This is a genomic window from Cryobacterium sp. 10S3, from assembly GCF_034344045.1.
Taxonomy (GTDB): domain Bacteria; phylum Actinomycetota; class Actinomycetes; order Actinomycetales; family Microbacteriaceae; genus Cryobacterium; species Cryobacterium glucosi.
The window spans coordinates 2611780-2632568 of record NZ_CP133773.1; the positions used below are offsets into that span (position 1 = coordinate 2611780).

Annotated in this window: 19 protein-coding genes; 9 read left to right on the top strand and 10 right to left on the bottom strand. The window is 69.3% G+C overall.

Features of this window, described 5'->3' with window-relative positions; genetic code table 11:
• Positions 1-85: 85 nt before the first annotated feature.
• The 4 genes from RHM57_RS12155 (at position 86) to RHM57_RS12170 (ending at position 3613) form a co-directional block, all read left to right on the top strand.
• On the top strand, positions 86-979 hold the full coding sequence (locus tag RHM57_RS12155) for a neutral zinc metallopeptidase (RefSeq protein WP_322135352.1): 894 nt from the start codon (positions 86-88) through the stop codon (positions 977-979).
• Positions 980-1065: 86 nt separating this feature from the next.
• Positions 1066-1956, top strand: coding sequence for a DUF4190 domain-containing protein (locus RHM57_RS12160; RefSeq protein WP_322135351.1), 891 nt, complete (start codon positions 1066-1068; stop codon positions 1954-1956).
• Positions 1957-2172: 216 nt separating this feature from the next.
• Positions 2173-2586, top strand: a complete 414-nt coding sequence (locus RHM57_RS12165; RefSeq protein WP_322135350.1) for a DUF6176 family protein — start codon at positions 2173-2175, stop codon at positions 2584-2586.
• Between the two features lie 49 nt (positions 2587-2635).
• Positions 2636-3613 carry an NAD(P)H-quinone oxidoreductase gene (locus RHM57_RS12170; protein ID WP_322135349.1) on the top strand — a complete coding sequence of 326 codons (978 nt, stop codon included), beginning with the start codon at positions 2636-2638 and terminating at the stop codon, positions 3611-3613.
• A gap of 1 nt (position 3614) precedes the next feature.
• Here the strand turns inward: RHM57_RS12170 and RHM57_RS12175 are convergent, their stop codons facing one another.
• Complete coding sequence (locus RHM57_RS12175; protein ID WP_322135348.1) at positions 3615-3977, bottom strand: DoxX family protein; 363 nt, start codon at positions 3975-3977, stop codon at positions 3615-3617.
• 170 nt (positions 3978-4147) lie between these two features.
• Between RHM57_RS12175 and RHM57_RS12180 the strand changes: the two genes are divergently transcribed.
• From RHM57_RS12180 to RHM57_RS12190, 3 genes are all read left to right on the top strand, one after another.
• A complete protein-coding gene (locus tag RHM57_RS12180; RefSeq protein WP_241975404.1) occupies positions 4148-4549 on the top strand; it encodes a winged helix-turn-helix transcriptional regulator in 402 nt (133 codons plus the stop codon).
• Positions 4546-5229, top strand: coding sequence for a nucleoside/nucleotide kinase family protein (locus tag RHM57_RS12185; protein ID WP_322135347.1), 684 nt, complete (start codon positions 4546-4548; stop codon positions 5227-5229). Before RHM57_RS12180 ends, RHM57_RS12185 begins: the two co-directional genes overlap by 4 nt.
• An 80-nt stretch (positions 5230-5309) precedes the next feature.
• On the top strand, positions 5310-6482 hold the full coding sequence (locus tag RHM57_RS12190) for a GmrSD restriction endonuclease domain-containing protein (protein ID WP_322135346.1): 1173 nt from the start codon (positions 5310-5312) through the stop codon (positions 6480-6482).
• Between the two features lie 89 nt (positions 6483-6571).
• On the opposite strand, the gene RHM57_RS12195 is transcribed toward RHM57_RS12190, so the two are convergent.
• The 5 genes from RHM57_RS12195 to RHM57_RS12215 form a co-directional block, all read right to left on the bottom strand.
• Positions 6572-8803, bottom strand: a complete 2232-nt coding sequence (locus RHM57_RS12195; RefSeq protein WP_322135345.1) for an alpha-galactosidase — start codon at positions 8801-8803, stop codon at positions 6572-6574.
• Between the two features lie 97 nt (positions 8804-8900).
• Positions 8901-10229 (bottom strand): ABC transporter substrate-binding protein, encoded by a 1329-nt coding sequence (locus RHM57_RS12200; protein WP_198413369.1) that lies wholly within the window; start codon positions 10227-10229, stop codon positions 8901-8903.
• Positions 10230-10316: 87 nt separating this feature from the next.
• Positions 10317-11123 carry a carbohydrate ABC transporter permease gene (locus tag RHM57_RS12205; RefSeq protein ID WP_134446013.1) on the bottom strand — a complete coding sequence of 269 codons (807 nt, stop codon included), beginning with the start codon at positions 11121-11123 and terminating at the stop codon, positions 10317-10319.
• Positions 11124-11233: 110 nt separating this feature from the next.
• On the bottom strand, positions 11234-12193 hold the full coding sequence (locus RHM57_RS12210) for a carbohydrate ABC transporter permease (protein ID WP_134445948.1): 960 nt from the start codon (positions 12191-12193) through the stop codon (positions 11234-11236).
• Entirely contained in the window at positions 12190-14226 is a 2037-nt protein-coding gene (locus RHM57_RS12215; RefSeq protein WP_322140924.1) for a beta-galactosidase, read from the bottom strand. Before RHM57_RS12215 ends, RHM57_RS12210 begins: the two co-directional genes overlap by 4 nt.
• A gap of 167 nt (positions 14227-14393) precedes the next feature.
• On the opposite strand from RHM57_RS12215, the gene RHM57_RS12220 reads away from it, so the two are divergent.
• The gene (locus RHM57_RS12220; protein WP_134445950.1) at positions 14394-15416 is read left to right on the top strand and encodes a LacI family DNA-binding transcriptional regulator; all 1023 of its coding nucleotides are present in this window, start codon (positions 14394-14396) and stop codon (positions 15414-15416) included.
• 149 nt (positions 15417-15565) lie between these two features.
• Here RHM57_RS12220 and RHM57_RS12225 read toward each other — a convergent pair whose 3' ends face one another.
• Genes RHM57_RS12225 through kduI form a run of 3 tightly spaced genes read right to left on the bottom strand, consistent with a single transcriptional unit; the run spans position 15566 to position 18035 of the window.
• Entirely contained in the window at positions 15566-16333 is a 768-nt protein-coding gene (locus RHM57_RS12225; protein WP_322135344.1) for an SDR family NAD(P)-dependent oxidoreductase, read from the bottom strand.
• Entirely contained in the window at positions 16330-17187 is an 858-nt protein-coding gene (locus tag RHM57_RS12230) for an IclR family transcriptional regulator (protein ID WP_322135343.1), read from the bottom strand. Before RHM57_RS12230 ends, RHM57_RS12225 begins: the two co-directional genes overlap by 4 nt.
• Entirely contained in the window at positions 17187-18035 is an 849-nt protein-coding gene (kduI, locus tag RHM57_RS12235; RefSeq protein WP_134445951.1) for a 5-dehydro-4-deoxy-D-glucuronate isomerase, read from the bottom strand. The genes RHM57_RS12230 and kduI overlap by 1 nt, the downstream gene beginning before the upstream one ends.
• Before the next feature lie 222 nt (positions 18036-18257).
• Here kduI and RHM57_RS12240 point away from each other — a divergent pair, with 222 nt between their 5' ends.
• A complete protein-coding gene (locus RHM57_RS12240; RefSeq protein ID WP_322135342.1) occupies positions 18258-19250 on the top strand; it encodes a hypothetical protein in 993 nt (330 codons plus the stop codon).
• Between the two features lie 76 nt (positions 19251-19326).
• On the opposite strand, the gene RHM57_RS12245 is transcribed toward RHM57_RS12240, so the two are convergent.
• A complete protein-coding gene (locus RHM57_RS12245) occupies positions 19327-20727 on the bottom strand; it encodes a wax ester/triacylglycerol synthase domain-containing protein (protein WP_322140925.1) in 1401 nt (466 codons plus the stop codon).
• Positions 20728-20789: the final 62 nt, after the last annotated feature.

Sequence of the window (20789 nt, forward strand, 5' to 3'; positions counted from 1 at the left end):
CGGGCTCCACGCCGCGAATCGGATGATGTCGCTCCGGTCGCTCCTGACAACACCACACACGCACTCCACAAGGGAGTCCACCACCATGAAACTCACGTCTGTCCTGCGCGCCATCGCCCTGATGTCGGTCCTCGCCTTCGCGGGAGGTGGCGCGGTGACCGCGGTGACCGCGGCCGCCGCGGATCCGGGCGTCGGGCACGCCGCGGCATCCGTCCCCAGGAACTCCGCACAGGGCGCGCACCCGAGCGGGGTGCTGCAGGTCGCCGTCGGCCCCTCACCGTCCGGCATCACGCCGACGAGCACCTCGGGCACGCCGGGGATCGGGGGCGTGCCGACGGCCAATATCGTGGGGTCGAGCGGCACGATGAAGGACTTCCTCGTGTCAGTGCTCGGCGACGTGGATGCCTACTGGACCGGCGTGTGGAAGGACGACGGCCGCCCGGCACCCTTCGTGACCTATGCCTTCCCCGCGGCGGGCGAGGTCGTGCCGTCGATGTGCGCGCCGGGCTTCTCCGATGACATGAGCGCGTACTACTGCCTGTACGACGACAAGATCACGGTGTCGCAGAGCCTCGCCCAGAAGATCTGGGACGGAACCCTCTACGCGAACACCGACGGCACGAGGACCCATAAGACCGGCGACTTCTCGGTCGCTTACGTCGTCGCGCACGAGTACGCGCACGAGCTCCAGAACGAAATCGGCATCTTCAGCACCGCCGGTTCGATCTACCCGGTCTACAAGATCGAGCTGCACGCCGACTGCTGGGCCGGGGTCTGGGCGAAGTCGGCGGAGGACGAAGGGATCCTCGACCAGGGCGACATCAAGGAGGCCGGCCAGACGACTCTCGACCTGGGCGATTACGCCTTCGACAACCCCCAGCACCACGGCACCCCCGAGCAGCGCAACGAGGCCTTCCTGGAGGGGTACGACGGCGGCAGCGAAGGGTCCTGCGACGGTTGGCTCAACGACACGTACTGACGACACCCCTTAATGGGGGTAGACAGGAGTCGTTGAAAATAGCGGGACGCTGCAAGGCTGGATGTATGTCCGATTCTCAGCAAACAGTGAGTTCACCCCCAGAATTCGGCGGAAGCAACCTCCCGCCCGCACCGCCCGTGCCGCCCGTTGCACCCGCGCCGCTCGCCCCCACGAGCAACCCCTTCGGACTGGTATCCCTCATCGTCGGCGCCGTCGCCTTCGTGGGCGCGTTCATTCCAATCGTCAATTACGTGTCCGGGTTCGCCGCCATCGCCGGGCTCGTCTTCGGAATCATCGCCGTGACCAGAAAGGGCAAGCCGAAGGGTCATGCGAAGGGCGGGATCGCGGCATCCGGTGTCGCCCTTCTGCTGTCGATCGTGCTCGCGATCGTGTACACGATCGGCTTCGTCGCCGCCGTCAATGACGCCCAGGGCCTGAAGTCGGGCACTTCCTCGAGCGACACGTCCGGCGACAGCTCGGACTCGGGTGACAGCCTGACCGACCCCACCGAGGTTCCCTCGAACGAGGGCGAGGTCGGAACCCGCACCAACCCGGCCCCGATCGGCACGACGATCGCAACGACCGCGGACGGCGAGCCGGAGTATGAGATCACCCTCGGCGCCCCGACCCTGAACGCCGACGCGATCATCGCCGCTGAGAACCAGTTCAACGACGCCGCACCCGCCGGCATGCAGTACGCCATGCTGCCGATCACGGTCACCTATCAGGGCACCACGACCGGCACCCCCTGGATGGACCTCGACGTGTCCTTCGTGTCCGCCGCCGGCACCACGCACAGTGAACTCGACAGCTCGGTCGTCGGCCCCGCGCCGCTGTCCGATATCAACGAGCTCTACCCCGCCGGAACGGCGACCGGCAACGTCGTGATCGCCATCCCGACAGCGGATGCCGCGACCGGCACCTGGGTCATCTCGCAGTCGTTCAGCGACCAGAAGTTCTACTCGGCAGCACAGTAGGCCCATCCGCACTGTTCCGTTGCGGAGAAAGCACCCTCGCCCACGCGACGAGGGTGCATTCTCCGTGACTGAGGCGTTGAGGGCGCTTGTCGGGCCGCCCGGAAGTACGGTTGCGGCCCGCGATGAGGGGACTACGCTCTCCGGTGGAATGATCCACTCGCGGCTTCGGCCCGCTCGGCTCCTGCCGCATGTCATTACTTCAAAGGAGAAGATGTCATGGAATACATCACGTGGTTTGCCCCCATCCTGCCCGGCAAGACCGAGGCCTGGCAGTCCTTCGCCGCAGAGATGGCCGGCGCGCGCCGCGAGGAGCACGAGCGGTCCCGGCGTCGGATGGGCCTGCATCGCGAGGTCGCCTCGCTCATGTCGACCCCGCAGGGCGACTTCGTCGCGCTCTATCACGAGGCCGACGACCTCGCCAGGATGTTCCGCGACTTCGCCACCTCCCAGGACCCCCACGACGTGTGGTTCCGGGACAAGATGATCGAGTTCCACGGCCTCACGCCCGAGATGCTGCAGGGTCCGCCGCCCGCGCGACTGGTCCTCGACTACAACGAGGAGACCTGGGCCAGGCAGGGCGCCGGCCGCGGCGAGAGGCGTGGCGAGGCCCGCACCTCCGACACCGAGTAGGACTCCGGCGCTCCGGCGGCGTCCCAGCGGCCGCTCGTAGGATGAGGGCATGCGCGCAATTCTGGTACCCGTACCCGGAGGGCCCGACGCCCTCACCCTGTCAACCGTGGCCGAACTGGAGGTCGGGCCCAGGGACATCCGCATTCAGGTCGCCGCCGCCGGCGTCAACCGGGCGGATGTCTCCCAGCGGCAGGGCTACTACCCATCGCCCGCCGGGGCCCCGGCCTGGCCGGGCCTCGAGGTGTCGGGGATCGTGACGGAGGTCGGCAGCGCGACAACGCTCTTCGCCGTCGGTGACCGGGTCTGTGCGCTGCTCGCGGGCGGCGGCTACGCGGCCGAGGCCGTCGTGCACGAGGAACTCGCCCTGCCCGTGCCCGAAGCGATCGACCTCGTCGACGCGGCAGCGCTGCCCGAGGCGCTCGCGACGGTCTGGTCCAACGTGTTCCTCGCGGCGGGGCTGCAGAGCGGCGAGACCCTGCTCGTACACGGCGGAGCGAGCGGAATCGGCACGACCGCGATCCAGCTGGCCCGGCTGGCCGGCGCGCGCGTCGCGGTCACGGCAGGCTCCCCCGAGAAGCTCGCGGTCTGCCGCGACCTCGGCGCAGACATCCTGATCGACTACCGCAGCCAGGACTTCCCCGCCGAGATCGACCGTGCCACCGAGGGGCACGGCGCCGACGTGATCCTCGACATCATGGGCGGCTCGTACGCGGCGCGCAACATCGCCGCGCTCGCGCTCGACGGGCGCATCATGGTGATCGCCAACCAGAGCGGCCAGGACGCCGTCTTCAACCCGATGTACCTCATGCAGAAGCGCGGCCGCTACTGGGGCACGACCCTGCGCGCCCGTCCGTTCGCCGAGAAGGCCGCGATCATCGCAGCCCTCCGCACGGATGCCTGGCCCTGGCTCGAATCCGGGGCCTTCCGTCCCGTGATCGACAGCCGGTACCCGTTCAGCGAGGCGGCGTCCGCGCACTGCCGGATGGAGGCATCCGCCCACGTGGGCAAGATCGTGCTCGTGCCCTGACTCAGGCGAGGAAACCCAGAATCGCGACGGCGGCGGCGAGCACGAGCAGGACGACGTTGACGCCGAGCGAGGAGAGCTCGCCGCGACGCACGTGAACCGTGATGGCGCCGATCTGCAGGAGCACGAGCCCGATCGCGGCGATCGGAGTGAAGACGGGCGCGATTCCGGTGGCGAGCGGCAGAATCACGCCGAGGGCGCCGAGCAGGCCGAGCGCCCCGATCACGGTGACCTGGGGCTCGGTGAAGTCCTCGACCCACGGCATCATCGGCTGCAGTTGGGCCTTGCTGCGGACGACCTTGATACCCCCGGCCATGAGGTAGACGACGGTGAGGAGGACCGCTGTGATCCAGAGGGCGAGAGTCATGGCATCCGTTTCGTTGAGTTTCCGGTGTTTGTCTGGGAGTCTGGCAGGTGTGACTTGCCCGTGATTGTTACGATTGGTGCCTAACATCACGAGTGGTTACTTTTATACCGCACGGGCCCCACGCACTGCTCTGTGCCTTGGGCACACGGAGGTAAGAAATGGAGTTCCGTATGACGACAACGGACGTACACGCCGCCCGGATGGACGACATCTGTTCCGGCGAGGGCGACGACGGACGGGTCGTGCGCGACTTGCTCGAACACCTCGGCGACAAGTGGACCCTCCTCGTCGTGGGGATGCTCGAAGGCGGGGCAATCCGGTACTCCGAACTCAAGAACCGGGTGCCCGGCATCTCCCAGCGGATGCTGACGCTCACCCTCAAGAAGCTCGAGCGCGACGGACTCGTGAGCCGGGAGAGCTTCCCGGAGATCCCGCCGCGGGTCGAATACGAACTCACGCCGCTCGGACACACGCTGCTCCCGCCGGCGATCGCGTTCGCGGCGTGGGCGCACGACAGTTCCGCCGAGATCCTCGCCCGGCGGGCCGAGTTCGACGCGCGGGTGACCCGGTGATCGGGACGGGAGCGGGCGCGGGCGCGGGCGCGCCGACCGTGATCGAGACCACGGTCGATGAACTCGCGGCGCGCGTGCGCCGGGTGCTCGCCGGGTCGGCCGACGCTGTGCCGCGCATCCTGCTGGGGCTCTGCGGCGCGCCGGGCTCGGGCAAGTCAACGCTCGCGGCGGCGCTCGTCGAGCGGCTCGGAGCCGGGACCGCCGTGATCGTGCCGATGGACGGTTTCCACCTCGCGACCGACCTGATTCGCGGCACGCCGCTCGCCGAGCGCCGCGGCGCGATCGACACCTTCGATCCCGGCTCGTACCTGTCGCTGCTGCGCCGGCTCCGCGCCCGCGACGAGGACGTCGTATACGCCCCTTCGTTCCGCCGCGGCCTCGAGGAGCCGATCGCGGCATCCATCGCCGTACCCCGCGGTGTGCCGGTGGTCATCACCGAGGGCAACTACCTGCTCGCCGATGCCCCCGTCTGGCGCGAGCTGCGCGGCGAACTCGACGCGGTCTGGTTCATCGACACGCCCGACGCCGTGCGGCTGCCGCGGCTGATCGGCCGGCACGTGAGCTTCGGGCGCGACGCAGCGGATGCCGCGGCGTTCGCCCGCGGGAGCGACCAGGCCAACGCAGACCTCATCGACCGCACTCGCGAGCGGGCGGACCTGATCCTGCGGCTCGCCGACTGACCCGAATTCGGAACGCCCCGGAGTGGGTGTGGGGGCGAGCCTCCGGTTACGCCTAGGCTCAGGTGACCCGGAAGGCCGCCATGACGCCCGCACCAAAGAAGCCCACCACCCTCGAAGCGAAGATCAGGCGGTTCGTCGGTTCGCTCAGCATCCGCTCCCGGGTGATCGGCGGCGTCGCCGGGGTACTGCTGGTCGCTCTCGTCGCCGGTGGGGTCGCCGCGGCCACGCGCCCGGACGGCGGCCGGCTCGCCGACACATCGGCGGCGAGTTCGAGTGCGAGCGCGACCCCGACGAGCTCGAGTTCGATCGTGAAGGCCACGGCCACGGCCACGCCCACTGCGGCGGCGTTCACCGAGGAATCGCCCGCAGACCCCACGAGCGTCACCGCAGCCTCCGATGCTGCGACGGTCGCGATCACCGACACCTCGGCGACGAACGGCCTGGCCGTCACCCTGCTCGCGACTCTCGCGGTCAAGGGCAAGGCGCCCAAGACCGGGTACGACCGGGTCGGCGACTTCGGCACCGCCTGGCTCGACGTCGACCGCAACGGCTGCGACACCCGCAACGACGTTCTCGGCCGCGACCTCACGAGCGTCGTCAAGTCGGGAACGTGCACGGTCATGACCGGCACGATCGTCTCCCCGTACACGAACGCGACGATTTCCTTCGTGCGGGGAGCGGCGACATCCGCCCTCGTGCAGATCGACCACGTGGTGCCGCTCGCGAACGCCTGGCAGACCGGCGCGCAGCAGCTCAGCCAGGCGCAGCGCGTCTCGCTCGCGAACGATCCGCTCAACCTGCTCGCGGTCGACGGGCGTTCCAATGAGCAGAAGAGCGACGGCGACACCGCGACCTGGCTCCCCGCGAACAAGTCATACCGGTGCCACTACGTCGCCCGGCAGATCTCGGTCAAGGCGACCTACGGCCTCTGGGTGACGCAGGCAGAACGGGATGCGATGACGCGCGTCCTCGACACCTGCCCCAGCGAGCCCGCCCTCACGTCCGGATTCACGCCGGCACCGGCACCCGCACCCGTCGTCGTCGCCCCGGTCCCCGCGGCGCCCGCCCCCGCCGCCGCCCCCGAACCCGCGCCGGTCGTCGCCCCGGCCCCCGCGCCAGCCCCCGCGCCGGCCACGGCCTACTACAAGAATTGCGACGCCGTCCGCGCCGCCGGAGCCGCGCCGATCCACCCCGGCGACCCGGGCTGGCAGTCCAAGTTCGACCGCGACGGCGACGGGATCGGCTGCGAGTAGCCGCCCCCTTCGCGAGAGTGCACTTTTGGCCCTTAAACCAGCGGTTTAAGGGCCAAAAGTGCACTCTCGCGGAGTTCGAGAGGCGCGACTCAGAGGCGGGTGAGCTCGAAGAGGACCGCCTGCTCGGGGGCGAGGAGCGGAGCGGGCAGTCCGACCTCGGCGAGCACGGTGCCGCTCAGGGTCACCGACCCGTGCTGCAGCCAGGCCGGCGCGGCATCCTGGATCACGCGCGGCTCAACCGACGGCACGCCGGACTCCCCCGCCCCGGAAGGCTCAGCGCCCGGGTCGACTGCCCCGCCGATCGTCAGCGGCCGCACCGTGTACCGCGCGTCCTGGTCGAGCCCGGGGAACCGCAGCGAGGCAGGCAGTGCGGTCCGCGGCGCGGCGAGCGCGACGTACGCGAACACAGCGGATGCCCCGTCGCAGGCTACGACGCCGTGCAGCTCGAGCGCGGGGTCCGACGCATCCGCGTGAACGACGACGCCCGAGTGCAGCAGCGGACGAAGCCGTTTGTATTCCGCGATCCACCCGGCGACGGCCTCGAGCTCGCCGGCCGAGGCACGGGTGAGGTCCCACTCGATGCCGGCGCTGCCGAAGAGCGCCGTCGCCAGCCGGAAGCCGAGCGACGCGGTGCGGCCCGTGGTGTGCGCGGTCGCGGCGCCGAGGTGCCCGCCGAGGTACTCCGGCGGCACCAGCACTCCGGTGTACCGCTGGATCTGCTGCCGCTCGAGCGGGTCGTTGGTGTCGCTTGTCCAGACCCGGTCGACGAGCGGGAGGATGCCGAGGTCGATCCGGGCGCCGCCCGAGGCGCAGGATTCGATCTCGAGTCCCGGGTGCGCGGCGCGCAGCGTGCCGAGCAGCCGGTAGACCGCCTCGGTCTGGCGATGCGCCGATCCTCCGAGCAGGTCTCGGTTGTGGTCCCACTTCAGGTAGGCGATCGGGTACTGGTCGAGCAGGGCCGTGAGCCGGGCAAGCACGTACGCGAAGGCATCCGGGTTGCCCAGGTCGAGCACCCGCTGGAACCGCCATTCGAGCGAGCCTTCGGCGCCGAGCACCCAGTCCGGATGCGCCCGCGCGAGCTCGGAGTCGAGGCTCACCATTTCCGGTTCGACCCAGAGCCCGAAGGAGAGACCCGCCGCGTGCACCCGCTCGACCAGCGGGTGCAGGCCGCCCGGCCAGGTCACGGGGTCGACGAACCAGTCGCCGAGCGCGCGTTTGTCGTCTGTGCGGCCGGTGAACCAGCCGTCGTCGAGCACGAAGCGCTCGACCCCGACCCGCGCGGCCGCCTCGACAAGCCGGGTGAGCGTCGGCAGGTCGTGGTCGAAGTACACGGCCTCCCAGGTGTTGAGCACGACCGGGCGCGGGTCGTGGATCGTCGCCCACGACCGAATCCACGGATGCAGCCGCGCCGACAGCCCGTCGAGCCCGGCCGCCGAGTACGCGGCCACGGTCCAGGGTGAGGTGTAGACGGCCCCGGCTGGCAGGGCCAGTTCCCCGGGGGCGAGCAGTTCGCCGCTGCCGAGGGTTGCGGCGCCGAGCGCCGAGCGCTCCGCCCAGACCCGCTTGTCGCCGCTCCAGGCGAGGTGCACCGCCCAGACCTCCCCACGGCGGAACCCGAACCCGGGCACCCCGGCGACCGAGAGGAACGGGTCGTCGTGGCCAGGCCGGCCGTGCCTGCTCTCGCGGCTCCAGACGCCGTGCGCGAGCGTCGTGCACTGCGGACGGCGTTCGTGGCTCCACAGCCCGGTGAAATCGAGGAGTTCGCCGGCCCGGTCGGGTACGGGCAGGGTCATGTCGAGCGAGCCGAGTTCGAAGTCGGTGTCGCCCGTGTTGGTCAGGGTGTGCCGCACGCGCAGCACGCCCTCGACCGTGAGTTCAAGGTCGGTCGACACCGCGACGGATGCCGCGGCATCCGCCGTGTCGATCCGGAGCGAGCGCGCACCCCGGCGCTGCACCGCCTCGAGCCGCAGCGCGAGATCCGCCGGCCGACCGGAACCGATCGAACCGGCAGAACCGGCAGAACCGGCGGAACCGGCGACGCCGCGCCGGAAGCCGCTCAGCCCCGGCCGGCCGCTCCACCCTTCGGCGAGCGTCGGCAGCAGCGAGAGCCGCAGGGGTACGTCGATCGAGCTCGGCGGGACCGCGGGAATCGCGGCATCGGCGAGCGCGGCCAGCTCGGGCCCGGAGAGGGCACCGAGGTCGGCGCCCCAGTGCACGATCGCGGGAACGGCCGTGCCGCGGGCGTCCAGCACAAGGCTGGTGCCCGCGGCACGGAGGTAATACAGGCCCGCCGGGGAGTCCGTCGACGGAGTGTGAGTCACGTGGATCGCTGCTAACTGCTCACACTGCGTGAACGGGTCGGTACGGATCGCTCCCGGGGAGCTGCTGGGGAGCTGCTGGGGAGCTGCTGGGAGAGCCCTACTTGTTGACGGGAATCGACTGCGCCGTCATGGCCGCAATCGTAGCCGTCTGGCCGGTCTTGAGGGCGTCGATCAGGGTGCCCTTCTTGGTGACCGCGGCCTTGAACCCGTCGGAGACGTCGTTGTACGTCTGCGTCATGGTCGGACCCCAGACGAAGTCGGGCGAGACCTGCGAGGAGGCCTTCGAGAAGACGTCGTAGATGGCCTGGCCACCGTAGAAGTCGACTCCGGCCTTGAGCGCGGGCAGTTCCAGACCGGACTTGGCCGCCGGGTACAGGTTGGCGGACTTGTTCAGCAGGGTGAGCGCCTCATCGGAGGTGTTCAGCCAGAGCGCGAACTTCGCGGCCTCATAGGGGTGCTTCGATCCCTTGAAGACAGCGGTCGAGGAACCGCCCCAGTTACCGCTGGCCGTGTCGCCGGCGGCCCACTGCGGGGACTCGGCGACGGCCCACTTGCCGGCCGTGTCCGGTGCGCCGCTCGCGATGGAGTTGGCGCCCCAGGCGGCGGAGTTCCAGGTCCAGTCGCTGCCGGTGTTGTAGGCGTTGTTCCACTCGTCGGTCCACGGCGGGTTGGTCGAGACGAGGTCCCGGTCGATCAGGTCCTGCCAGTACGCGGCGACCTTCGCCGTCGTCGGGTCGGTCAGGTTCACGGTCCAGTTGGTGCCGTCGTTCTTGAACCAGGTGCCACCGGCCTGCCAGACGAGTCCGGCGAACTGGTTGATGTCGCTCTGGGAGAAGTTAGTGATGTAGCCGCCGGTCGCGCGGATCTTCTCTGCGGCGGCGGTGTACTCGGCCCACGTGGTCGGGATGGCGATGTTGTTGGCCTTGAACAGGTCGGCGCGGTAGAACATGGCCATGGGGCCGGCGTCCTGCGGGATCGCGTACACGGCATTGTCCTCGCCGAAGTTGACCTGTCCCCAGGTCCAGTCGACGAAGTCCTTCTTCGCGTCGAGCACGCCGGCACAGGCGGCGAGGTCGGTCAGGCCGTCCTGCACGCGGAAGTTTGGCAGCGCGTCATACTCGATCTGGCCGAGGTCGGGCGCGTTGCCGGCCTTGAGCTGATTGAAGAAGTTCTGGTAGGTGCCGCCGTTGCCGTTGGGTCCGGTCTGCACCTTCACCTGGATGTCGGGGTTCGCCTTGTTCCACACGGCGACGGCGTCCTCCATGCCGGGGACCCAGGTGGTGAAGGTCAGGTCGACCTTGCCGGTCGACGGTGCGCAGGCTGCGGCGGCGGTGCCGGAGCTTGTCGTCGAGGCGGAACAGCCGGTCAGCGCAACCGAAGCTGCGGCGAGCAAGGCAACGGCGACCGCTCTTTTCTTCATTCGCATGTGTCTTCTTCTTTTCTCTTGGGAAAGGAACCGTCCGGCATTCCGGGCGGGTGGTGCTGTGGGTGAAGCGGAGGTGAGGTGAGGGGGCTACTTGACCGAGCCGGCGCTGAGGCCGTTCCGCCAGAAGCGTTGGAGGAGCAGGAAGATGATGATCAGCGGGATGATCGACAGCAGCGCGCCGATCAGCACGTAGTCGCGCAGCACGGGGATCTGGTTCACCTGCGAGTTCCAGCCGTAGAGCCCGAGCGTGACCGGGAACAAGGTCTCGTCGCGCAGCATGATCAACGGCAGGAAGAAGTTGTTCCAGATCGCGACGAACTGGAAGAGGAACACGGTGACGAGGGCGGGCACCATCATCCGCACCGAGACGGTGAAGAAGGTGCGCACCTCGCCGGCACCGTCGAGGCGGGCCGCCTCGATCAGTTCGTCCGGCACGCTCGCCGAGGCGTAGATGCGGGCGAGGTAGACCCCGAACGGGCTGACCAGGCTCGGCAGGAACACCGACCAGAACGTGTTGGTGAGGCTGATCTGGCTGAAGATCAGGAACAGCGGCAGCGCGAGCGCGGTTGCGGGCACGAGCACCCCGCCGAGCACGACGTTGAAGATCAGTTCGCGCCCGGGGAACCGGTACTTGGCGAGGGCGTACCCGCACATGCCGGCGATGATCGTTCCGACCAGGGCACCGAGCCCGGCGTACAGCGCGCTGTTGAGCATCCACTTGAGGTAGACGCCGTCGCGGTAGCTGACCAGGGCGCCGATGTTCTGGAACAGGGAGAAGTCCGCGAACCAGAGCGGGTTCGTGCCGGTGAACTGGGCGCGATCCTTCGTGGCGGCGACGAGCAGCCACCAGACTGGCACCAGGAAGTAGAGCGTGAAGACTCCCATCACGATCATGGCGCTGGCCCGGGCGAACGGGTTCTCCCGCTGGGCACGTGGGGCCGAACCGGGGGTCGAGCGGATGCGACGGGCCGGCCGCACCGGGCCGGGGGTGGGGGTCAGGGTGCTCACTGGGCTTCCTTCCGCTGCGTGAACTTGAGGAATGTGAACGAGAGCACGAAGGTGGCGAGGGCCAGCACCACCGAGAACGCGGCGGCGAGGTTGACGTTGGGGATCGACGACGTCGTGTACACGGTGAGGTTCGGCGTGAACGTGCTCGTCACGGCGGAGCTGAAGCTCCGGAACACCTGCGGCTCGGCGAGGAGTTGCAGGGTTCCGATGATGGAGAAGATCGCGGTGAGCACGATCGCGGGCATGATCAACGGGATCTTCACCGACCAGGCGATCCGCAGCTGCCCGGCGCCGTCGAGACGGGCGGCCTCGTAGAGCTCGGTCGGGATGGCCAGGAGCGCCGAGTAGATGATGAGCATGTTGTAGCCGACGTAGACCCAGGTGACGACGTTCGCGATGGCCCAGAGCACGAGGTCCGCCGAGAGAAAGTTGATGTTCTGGGTGACCGCGCTGAACGGCGACAGGTTCGGTGAATAGAGGTAGCCCCACATGATCGCGGCGATGACGCCCGGTACCGCGTATGGCACGAAGAACGCGAGGCGGAAGAACTTCTTGCCGCGCACGAGCGGGGAGTCGAGCAGCAGCGCGAACAGCAGCGCGAGCCCGAGCATGATCGGCACCTGCACGGCGCCGAAGGCGAGCACCCGGCCGACGGACTGCCAGAACGGGCCGTTCTGGAAGACCAGGACGTACTGGCTGAGTCCGCCGAAGACCTCGGTCGCCGCGCCGAAGGTGCCCTCGCGCTTGATCACGAGCAGGGATTCGTAGATCGCGTACCCGATCGGCACGAGGTAGAACAGGGAGAACAGGGCGCCGAAGGGGAGCACGAAGATCAGGATCGCGCGCTTGTGCTGCACCCGCGGCTTCGCCGGGCGGGGGCCGGGCCGGCCGGCGAGCCGGCGGGCCGTGCGGGTGTCGCCCGGGACATCCGTGAATCGGGCGGTGGAAGCACTCATGCTGCCGTGTCCTCTCTGATGACGCGCACGGCGCCGGCCGGTACGCGCACAATGCGGTCGACGGCGGCGTCGGTGACGAGTTCGTGCCCGCTGGCGGCGATCTCGATCTCGGCGTGGCCGTGGTTGATGACGAAAAGGTAGCTGTGCGTCGCATCGGCGCGACGCACGACCTCGATGGTGCCGTCCGATTCCGGGCCGAGGGCGGTGACCCGCGCAGCCTGGGCGACCGTGCGCATCACCTCGCGCAGGGCGTCGGGTTCGAGTGCGGTGGCGAGATACCAGGCGGTGCCCCGGCCGAAGCCGTTGCGGGTGATCGCCGGGACGCCGGGCAGGGGGCCGTCGCGGTAGCTCGCAACGGCGGTCGCGCCGTCGAGGCGCAGTCGCTCGGTCCAGAGGCCGGCAGTCGCCCCGGAGTCCAGGCTCAGCGTCCGGCCGGGGAGCAGCGGGGAGAACTCCTCGACACGGATGCCGAGCATCTCGCGGAACGCGCCGGGATAGCCGCCCGGGCGGACCCGGTCGTCCTCGTCGACGATGCCGCTGAAGAAGGTGACGAGCGCGTGCCCACCGTTCGCGACATAGTCGGCGAGACCGGCGGCATCCGCGTCGGTGACGAGGTAGAGGGTGGGCACGACGACGAGGCGGTAGCCGCTCAGGTCGGCGTCCGGGGCGATCACGTCGACCGTGATGCCGAGACGGTGCAGCGCGGTGTATGCGGCGTGCATCTGGCCGAGGTACTCGACCGACTGTGACGGCCGGGATTCGCCGTCCCCGGCCCACCAGGCCTCCCAGCTGAAGACGATCGCGGCATCGGCGATGACGCGGGTGCCTGCGATGTCGCCGAGCCGGTCCAGGATGGCGCCGAGGTCGACGACCTCGCGCCAGAGCTCGGTGTCTGTGCCGGCGTGGGGAACCAGCGCGGAGTGGAACTTCTCCGAGCCCTGCAGCGAGGCCCGCCACTGGAAGAAGCAGACCGCGTCCGCGCCGCGGGCGACGTGGGTGAGGGAGTTGCGGGTCAGTTCGCCCGGCGCCTTCGCGAGGTTGTGCGGCTGCCAGTTCACGGCACCGGTCGCCTGCTCCATCAGCAGCCACGGGGCCCCGCCGGCGAGCCCACGGGTGAGGTCCGCTGCGAAGGAGAGCTCGGTGACGGGGTCGCCGAGGCGGTGGTCGAGGTAGTGGTCGTTGGCGACCACGTCGACCTCGGGCGCCCACTGCCAGTAGTCGAGGTTGCGGATGTGGGCGGTGACCATGAAGTTGGTGGTGACCGGCACCGCACTGTGGCGGCGGATGACGTCGCGTTCGCTGCGGTAGTAGTCGAGCAGCTCGTCGGAGCTGAACCGGTGGAAGTCGAGCACCTGGCCGGGGTTGCGGCTCGAGAGGGTGAGTCGCGGGGTGAGGATCTCGGACCAGTCGCCGTAGTGCTGGCTCCAGAACGAGGTTCCCCAGGCGGCGTTGAGCGCGGCGATGGTGCCGTAGCGCGCCTGGAGCCAGCGCCGGAAGGCCAGCGTGCTGTCTTCGTCGTAGCAGAGCGCGTTGTGGCAGCCGAGTTCGTTGGACACGTGCCAGAGCGCGATCGCGGGGTGCCGGCCGTAGCGCTCGGCGACCTTCTCGACGAGGGCGAGGGCGTGCTCGCGGAACACCGGCGAGCTCGGGCACCAGGCCTGGCGACCACCGGGGTAGCGGATGCTGCCGTCCTCGGTCTCCGGGAGGATCTCCGGGTGCAGCGTGGTCAGCCACGGCGGCGGCGAGGAGGTGCCGGTGCCGAGGTTGACCCGGATGCCGTTCGCGTGCAGGAGCTCGATGATCGTGTCGAGGTTGGCGAAGTCGTACTCCCCCGGCCTCGGCTCGATGTGTGACCAGCCGAAGATGTTGATCGCGACGAGGTCGACGCCGGCCGCGCGCATCAGCCGCATGTCCTCGGCCCAGGTCTCCGGGCCCCACTGCTCGGGGTTGTAGTCACACCCGTATGCGATGCCGTCGTGGGCGAACGGGACCGCGGATGCCGCCTCGTTCTGGACTGCTGCTCGCGCGTTCATCGGCTCCCTGACGTCGTTGGCACCGGCATCCGCCGGATGATCTGTGAACGTGCACAGACCGGGTGGAAAAAAAGACCCTGCGGCCGATCTGTGAACGTACACAGAGTAAGTACGGATCGCGATCCGTGTCAAGGACCATTTCGCGAAACGGGCGATACAGTTATCGAATGGTGACCAATCCGGGGCGGCGCAAACGTGCCACGATCCACGATGTCGCCCTCGAGGCCGGGGTCTCCCGCGGCACGGTGAGCCGGGTCGTGAACGACGAACCCTACGTGTCCGCCGAGGCGCGGATCGCGATCGAGGCCGCCATCGAGAAGGTCGGCTACGTGCCGAACACAGCGGCCCGCAACCTCGTCATGCAGCGCTCGCAGGCGATCGGTTTCATCGTGCACGAACCGCACTCGCTCTTTCTGGAAGACCCCAACATCGGTGAGATCCTGCTCGGGGCCAACGCCGCGTTGTCCCTTGCCGACTTCCAGATGGTCTGCCTCATCATCGACTCCGAGCGGGACACCGACCGGGTCGCCCGGTACCTGAGCGGCGGCTTCGTCGACGGGGTCATCGTCGTGTCGGCCCGCAAGAATGACCCGATCACGCGCATTATCGAGAAACTGGGACTGCCGTCGACGTTTGTCGGGCATCCGCCGGACCTGCGGCAATTGCCGTTCGTCGGCATCGACAACCGGAGCTCCGCACGTGCGATCACGGAGCGCCTGCTGGCCACCGGCCGCACGCGCGTGGGCATGATCGCCTCCGCCCTCGACCGCGACTCGGGAGCCGACCGGCTGGCCGGGTTCACGGATGCCCTCGGTCCCCTGTTCGACCCGGCCCTCGTGGCCCGGGTGCCGTTCTATGCGTATGCCGATGGTGTCGCGGGCATGCGCGCGCTGCTCGCCGCCGAGCCCGGACTCGATGGGGTGTTCGCGGCATCCGATGCCGTTGCTGCGGGCGCGCTCGAGGCGCTGCGCGAGGCCGGGCGCAGCGTGCCGGGGGACGTCGGCGTCGTCGGCTTCGACGACAGCGCCTGGGCGCTCCGGTGCCAGCCGTTGCTCTCGACCGTGCACCAACCGGCCGCCGGCCTCGGCGAGCGGGCTGCCGAATCGGTGCTGGCCCAGCTGCGAGGCGAGGAGCCAGAGCTCGGCGGCATCCTGCTCACCACCCCGATCGTCTGGCGCGACTCCGCCTGACCCGCCCTGCCCTGCCTTGCACCCGTCTCCCTCCCTCGCGAGAGTACGTTTTTGGCCCTTAAACCACGGGTTTAAGGGCCAAAAGTGTACTCTCGCGGGAGGTCGTGGCCCGGTTCGTGGAGCGGGAGGGGGAGGGGAGGGGCGGGCGGCTAGCGGCCGAGCCAGCCGCCGTCGACGGGGAGGATGATGCCGTTCACGTAGTCCGAGGCGGCGGAGGCGAGGAAGACCGTCGCTCCGGTGAGGTCGGCTGGGGTACCCCAGCGGGCGGCGGGGATCCGCTCGAGGATGGCCCCGGACCGGCCGGCGTCGTCCTGGAGGGCCTGTGTGTTGTCTGTTGCGAAATACCCGGGGGCGATGGCGTTGACGTTGACGCCGAGCGGCGCCCACTCGTTGGAGAGCGCCTTGGTGAGTCCGGCGATCGCAGACTTCGAAGCCGTGTACCCGGGCACGTTGAGCCCGCCCTGGAAGCTCAGCAGTGAGGCGGTGAAGATGATCTTGCCGTGGCCCTGCGCGATCATGGTGCGGCCGATCTCCCGGCTGAGCACGAACTGGCTCGAGAGGTTGACGGCGATCACGCGGTCCCACATCTCGTCCGAGTGTTCGGCGGCGGGGGCGCGCGCGATCGTGCCCGCGTTGTTGACGAGCACGTCGATCGGGCCGAGCGCGGTGATCTCGGCGGCGAGCGCGGCGACGGCGTCCCGGTCGGCGAAGTCGGCGTGCAGTGCGGTGAACCGGCGGCCGAGTGCGGTGACCGCGGTCTCGATCGCGCTGCGGCGCTCGGGCATTCTCGACGAAACGCCGACGATGTCCGCGCCGGCCTCGGCGAGTGCGACGGCCATGGCGAAGCCGATGCCGCGGCTCGCGCCGGTGACGACGGCGGTCTTGCCGCTGAGGTCGAAGAGGTTCAGAACACTCATGAGTGATTTCCTAACGTTGTGGTCGCGAATGCGCTTCCCTGGTAGCCGAGGGCCTGGGAGATGGCCGCCGCGGCCTTCAGTAGGGGGCCGGACATCGCCTCGATCTGCTCGTCGCTGTGCTCGATCGACAGCGTGGACACGCTGAGCCCGTAGCGGACGGTTCCGGTGTGGTCGAAGAGGGGCGCCGCGATGCAGGCGATTCCGGGCACGTTCTCGCCGCGGTCGCGGGCGGTGCCGCGCGAGCGCACGCCGGCGATCTCGCGGCGGAAGGCGTCCGGGTCGGTGATCGAGGCATCCGTGATGCGGGCGAGGCCGGCGCTCGCGATGATACGGTCGACGGTGTCGTCTGGGTAGCTCGCGAGGATGACCTTGCCGATGCCGGTGGTGTGCAGCGGGGCGGCATGGCCGACGCGGGAGGGCATTGTGTACGGTTTGCGGGAGTCGCTGCGCATCACGTAGACGATCGAGTCGCCGGCGAGGTAGCCGATGTGCACGGTGCAGTCCACGGTCGCGACGAGGTCGTCGACGAAGGGTTGGGCGATCGCGGAGATGTCGACGCCGGCGAGGGCGCGGCCGGCGATCGCCAGGATCGCCGGGCCCGGCAGATAGCTGCCGGCGGGGTCGGTCGCGAGGAACCTCTGGGTCACAAGGGTAGCGAGCAGGCGGTGCACGGTGGCCTTGGGCAGGCCTGTCGCGGCGACGACGTCCGAGAACCGCGGGTGCTCGAGGGCCGCCTCGAGCACGATTAGGATGCGCTCGGCTGCGCCGGCAGGGGCGGCAGGGGCGGCAGGGGTGGCGACCCGGACGGCGGCGGGGGCCGACGGCATCCGCTCGCCGGCCAGGTCAGCAGTCATCAGGAAACGGCGGTGATGTCCACGGCGTCCATGTCGTCGAAGGACTGGTTCTCGCCGGCCATGGCCCAGATGAAGGAGTAGTTCGAGGTGCCGACGCCCGAGTGGATCGACCAGCTCGGCGCGATGGTCGCCTGGCGGTTGGCGACGATCAGGTGGCGGGTTTCGGTCGGCTCGCCCATCAGGTGCACGACGCGGGCGGCCTCGGGGAGGTCGAAGTAGAGGTAGGCCTCCATGCGGCGGTCGTGGGTGTGCGCGGGCATGGTGTTCCACATGCTGCCCTCGTGCAGGCTCGTCACGCCCATCACGACCTGGCAGCTGCGCACGCCGTTCTCGTGGATGTACTGGTTGAGCGTGCGGCGGTTCGAGGTCGACTGGTCGCCGAGCTCACGGACGATACCGGTTCCCGCGGGCACGAGCGTGGTCGGGTATTCGGTGTGGGCAGGCGCGGAGAAGATGTAGAACCGGGCGGAGTCTTCGGTCTCGGGCGCGGCGCTCGCACTGTCCGAGATGAATTCGACGACGGATGCCCCGCGGCCGATGTACAGGCACGATCCGTGTCCGAGGGCGAACGGCACTCCATCGACGACAACGGTTCCGGATCCGCCGACGTTGACGATCCCGGCCTCGCGGCGCTCGAAGAAGTGGTCGGTCCGCAGTTCGGGGAAGCTCTCGAGGGTGAGCGGGGCCGTGACGGGGCTGACCCCGACGAGGATGACCCGGTCTTCGTGGGAGTAGACGGCGCGCAGCTCGTCGTCGACGAAGAGGTCGGTGACGAGGAAGCGTTCGCGCAGCTCGGCGGTCGTCATTCCCCGGACTTCGGTCGGGCTGGTGGCATTGCGGATCTGCACGGAGACTCCTTGCGCTTCACGGCCCCAAAATGGAACTTAGTTCCATTCTGGGCGCTGGCGCGTCCTCAGTCAAACCGACCGCGGCCGTCAGACTGGTGCGACGAGCCTCGAACGGGGGCTCCGGCTGCGGCACGGCCAACCGATAGCCTGACGAGAGGTGCGCTGGTGAATCCCGTGGATGCCCAGCCGATGTCCCACGATCACCGATGAAGCGAGGACCGCATGCGCACCGGCGCAGGAACCGACACGACCTCCACTGCCGACGGGTCCACAGTGCGGGTCCCCGCGCGGTCCCGGAAACAGCGAACGTGGTTCTTCCTGACACTCGCTGTCGGTCTCGCGACTCTCCTTACCGCCGGGATCGGCATCCCGCTGACATCGGCCGAACACGATCGGGTCGTCGCCGAGAACACCAAGCGTGCGACCCTCGCGGCGACAGCCGCACGAGCCGTGAGCGAACTCGCGGCGCTGCGCACCGAAGTCGCCCTCTTCGTTCTCCCCTTGGATGACTTCGATAGGCGCCTGGTCGGTGTCGTCGACCCGGCCCTGATCGCACAGCTGAACGTCGCCCGAGACCGACTGAGCTTGGCCGCTCACGGCGGCTACGCCCGGGCGATCGCCGAAGCTCACTCCGTCGTCGTGCGTCGGCTCCAGGCCATCGCGGAGGCGGAAGCCACCGCAGCGGAGACCGCGGTCGGTGTGCAGACCGCTGCCGATCAAAACGCCCGGGATGCTGTCACCGCGGCCGTTCGCGCACTGCGTGCCGCGGCCATCACCCACGGGGAACTGCCGAAGGCCTTCACCGCGGTCGTCGTCGCGAATGCCGCACTGACGGCAAATCAGGCTGCTGCCGTGGCCGCAGCCCAAGCCGCGGCCGAAGCCGCCGCCGCTGAAGCCGCGCGGGTCGCGGCAGCGACCAGCGCCCGGAATTCCGGTACTTCCCGGAGTTCCGGGTCGAGCGGAACCGGCAGTACCGGCGGCACGACGTCCGGCTCCCCTGGCATTCAGTTCCTGCCCCACCCCACCTTCCTGGACCCGCCCGTTGTCCACAACAACGCCAACTACCAATCCATGTGCCAGGGCGAGGCTTTCGACGACATCATGGTCGAGGGTGGCAGCTCGTACACCTTCGATTACGACTTCGCGTACTCATACATCGTCCAGATTGCCTTTGAGACGAGACAGTGGGACCTGACCGTCTTCGCCTGCCTCTGACACTGGCCGAAACGAGCCCGGAGTTACGCGGCCGCGAGTTCGCAACCGAAGAATTTGCAGGTGCCATGCCCACGCGTCAGGGGTGCAGCAGTGCGGCGAACTCGTGCTCGAGGAGCGCGCGGAGGGCGTCCAGGTCTGGGCAGGTGTCCGGGTCTGCCGCGAGGGTGACCTCGAGGCTGCCGGCGTAGGAGAGCACGGCGAACGACACCGTCACGTTTCCGGTGGGGCCGGTCAGGGGCACGAGGCCGGTGACCGGGCACCCGAAGATCGAGAGGGGCTCCGCCGGCCCGCGCAGGTTGGTCACGAAGGTGTGGATGGTCCGCTGCCGGCTGATGAACCGCTGGAACAGTCCGAGCCGCGCGAGCAGCCGGAAGAACGGCCCGAGCAACGCCGTCGACGCGCCCGCGGGCGCGAGTTTCGCCGCCCTCGTGGCAGTGGCGACAGCATCCAGCCGAGTGAACGGATGCCCGACCCCGGGCACACGAATCGGAATCACCCCGCTCTGGTTCCCCAGTTCGCCCGCGACAGCCTGGCGCCGACCCGAGAACGGCACCGACAACACGAAGGTCTCCTGCCGCTCGCCGCGCTGCTCGAGCAGCCGGTGCAGCGCGCCGCCGATCGCCGTGAGCACGAGGTCGTTGACCGTGGCGTGGTGCGCGTGGCCGACCGCGAGCACACGCCCCAGGTCGAGCCGGATCGACACGAAGCGCCGCCGCGGCCCGGTCGGCACGTTGAGCGAGGTGCGGGCCAGGCGCGGGGCGCCGATCGATCCGCGCAAGGCGAGGAGGCCGCCGACCGCACGCGCCAGGGAGGCCGGCAGCTGCGGCACCGCGCGAACCCTGCCCGCCCACGCGTCACGCGCGAGCGCCGAGACAGAGGGCATCCCCCCAGAACCCTTTCGCGAAAGCGGGTGAATCGTCGTTATGGGCACCCCAGACCGACGATTCACCCGGTTTCGCGGCAGGGGATCCGCGGGGCGGTCGACGAGGCTCGCCATCACGGCGAGGCCGCCCATCCCGTCGGCGAGCACGTGGTGGAACACGATGATGAGCGCGGCTCGGTCGTCCGGTGAGGCCGGCGCACCCGCACCGACCCCGGTCACGAGCACCGCGACCCAGAGCGGCCGGGAACGCGACAGCCGGGTGCCGAGCAGCCCCGCGGCGATGTCGAGGACCGCCGCCTCTCCCCCGGGCGCCGGGCACACTCGCGAGGACAGATGCCGCGACACGTCGAAGTCGGGGTCGTCGACCCAGGCCGGCCGGCCGCATCCGATGGGCACGTCGATCAGACTTTGCCGCAGCCGCGGCACCCGGCGGATGCGGTCGGCGAGCACGCCGAGGGCCACCTCTGTGTCGAGGCCCGCACGAGTATCGAGAAACAGCACCGCTCCGACCTGCATGGGCGAGGATCCTCGTTCGGTGGCGAGCGACATCAGATCGTCCGCACTGACCCGATCGATGGGTGGCAGGGTGGGCATAGCGCCACGCTATACCCGCGGGGTCCGCAGCCCGAGCCGGATCAACGCGATTCCCGTCCAGA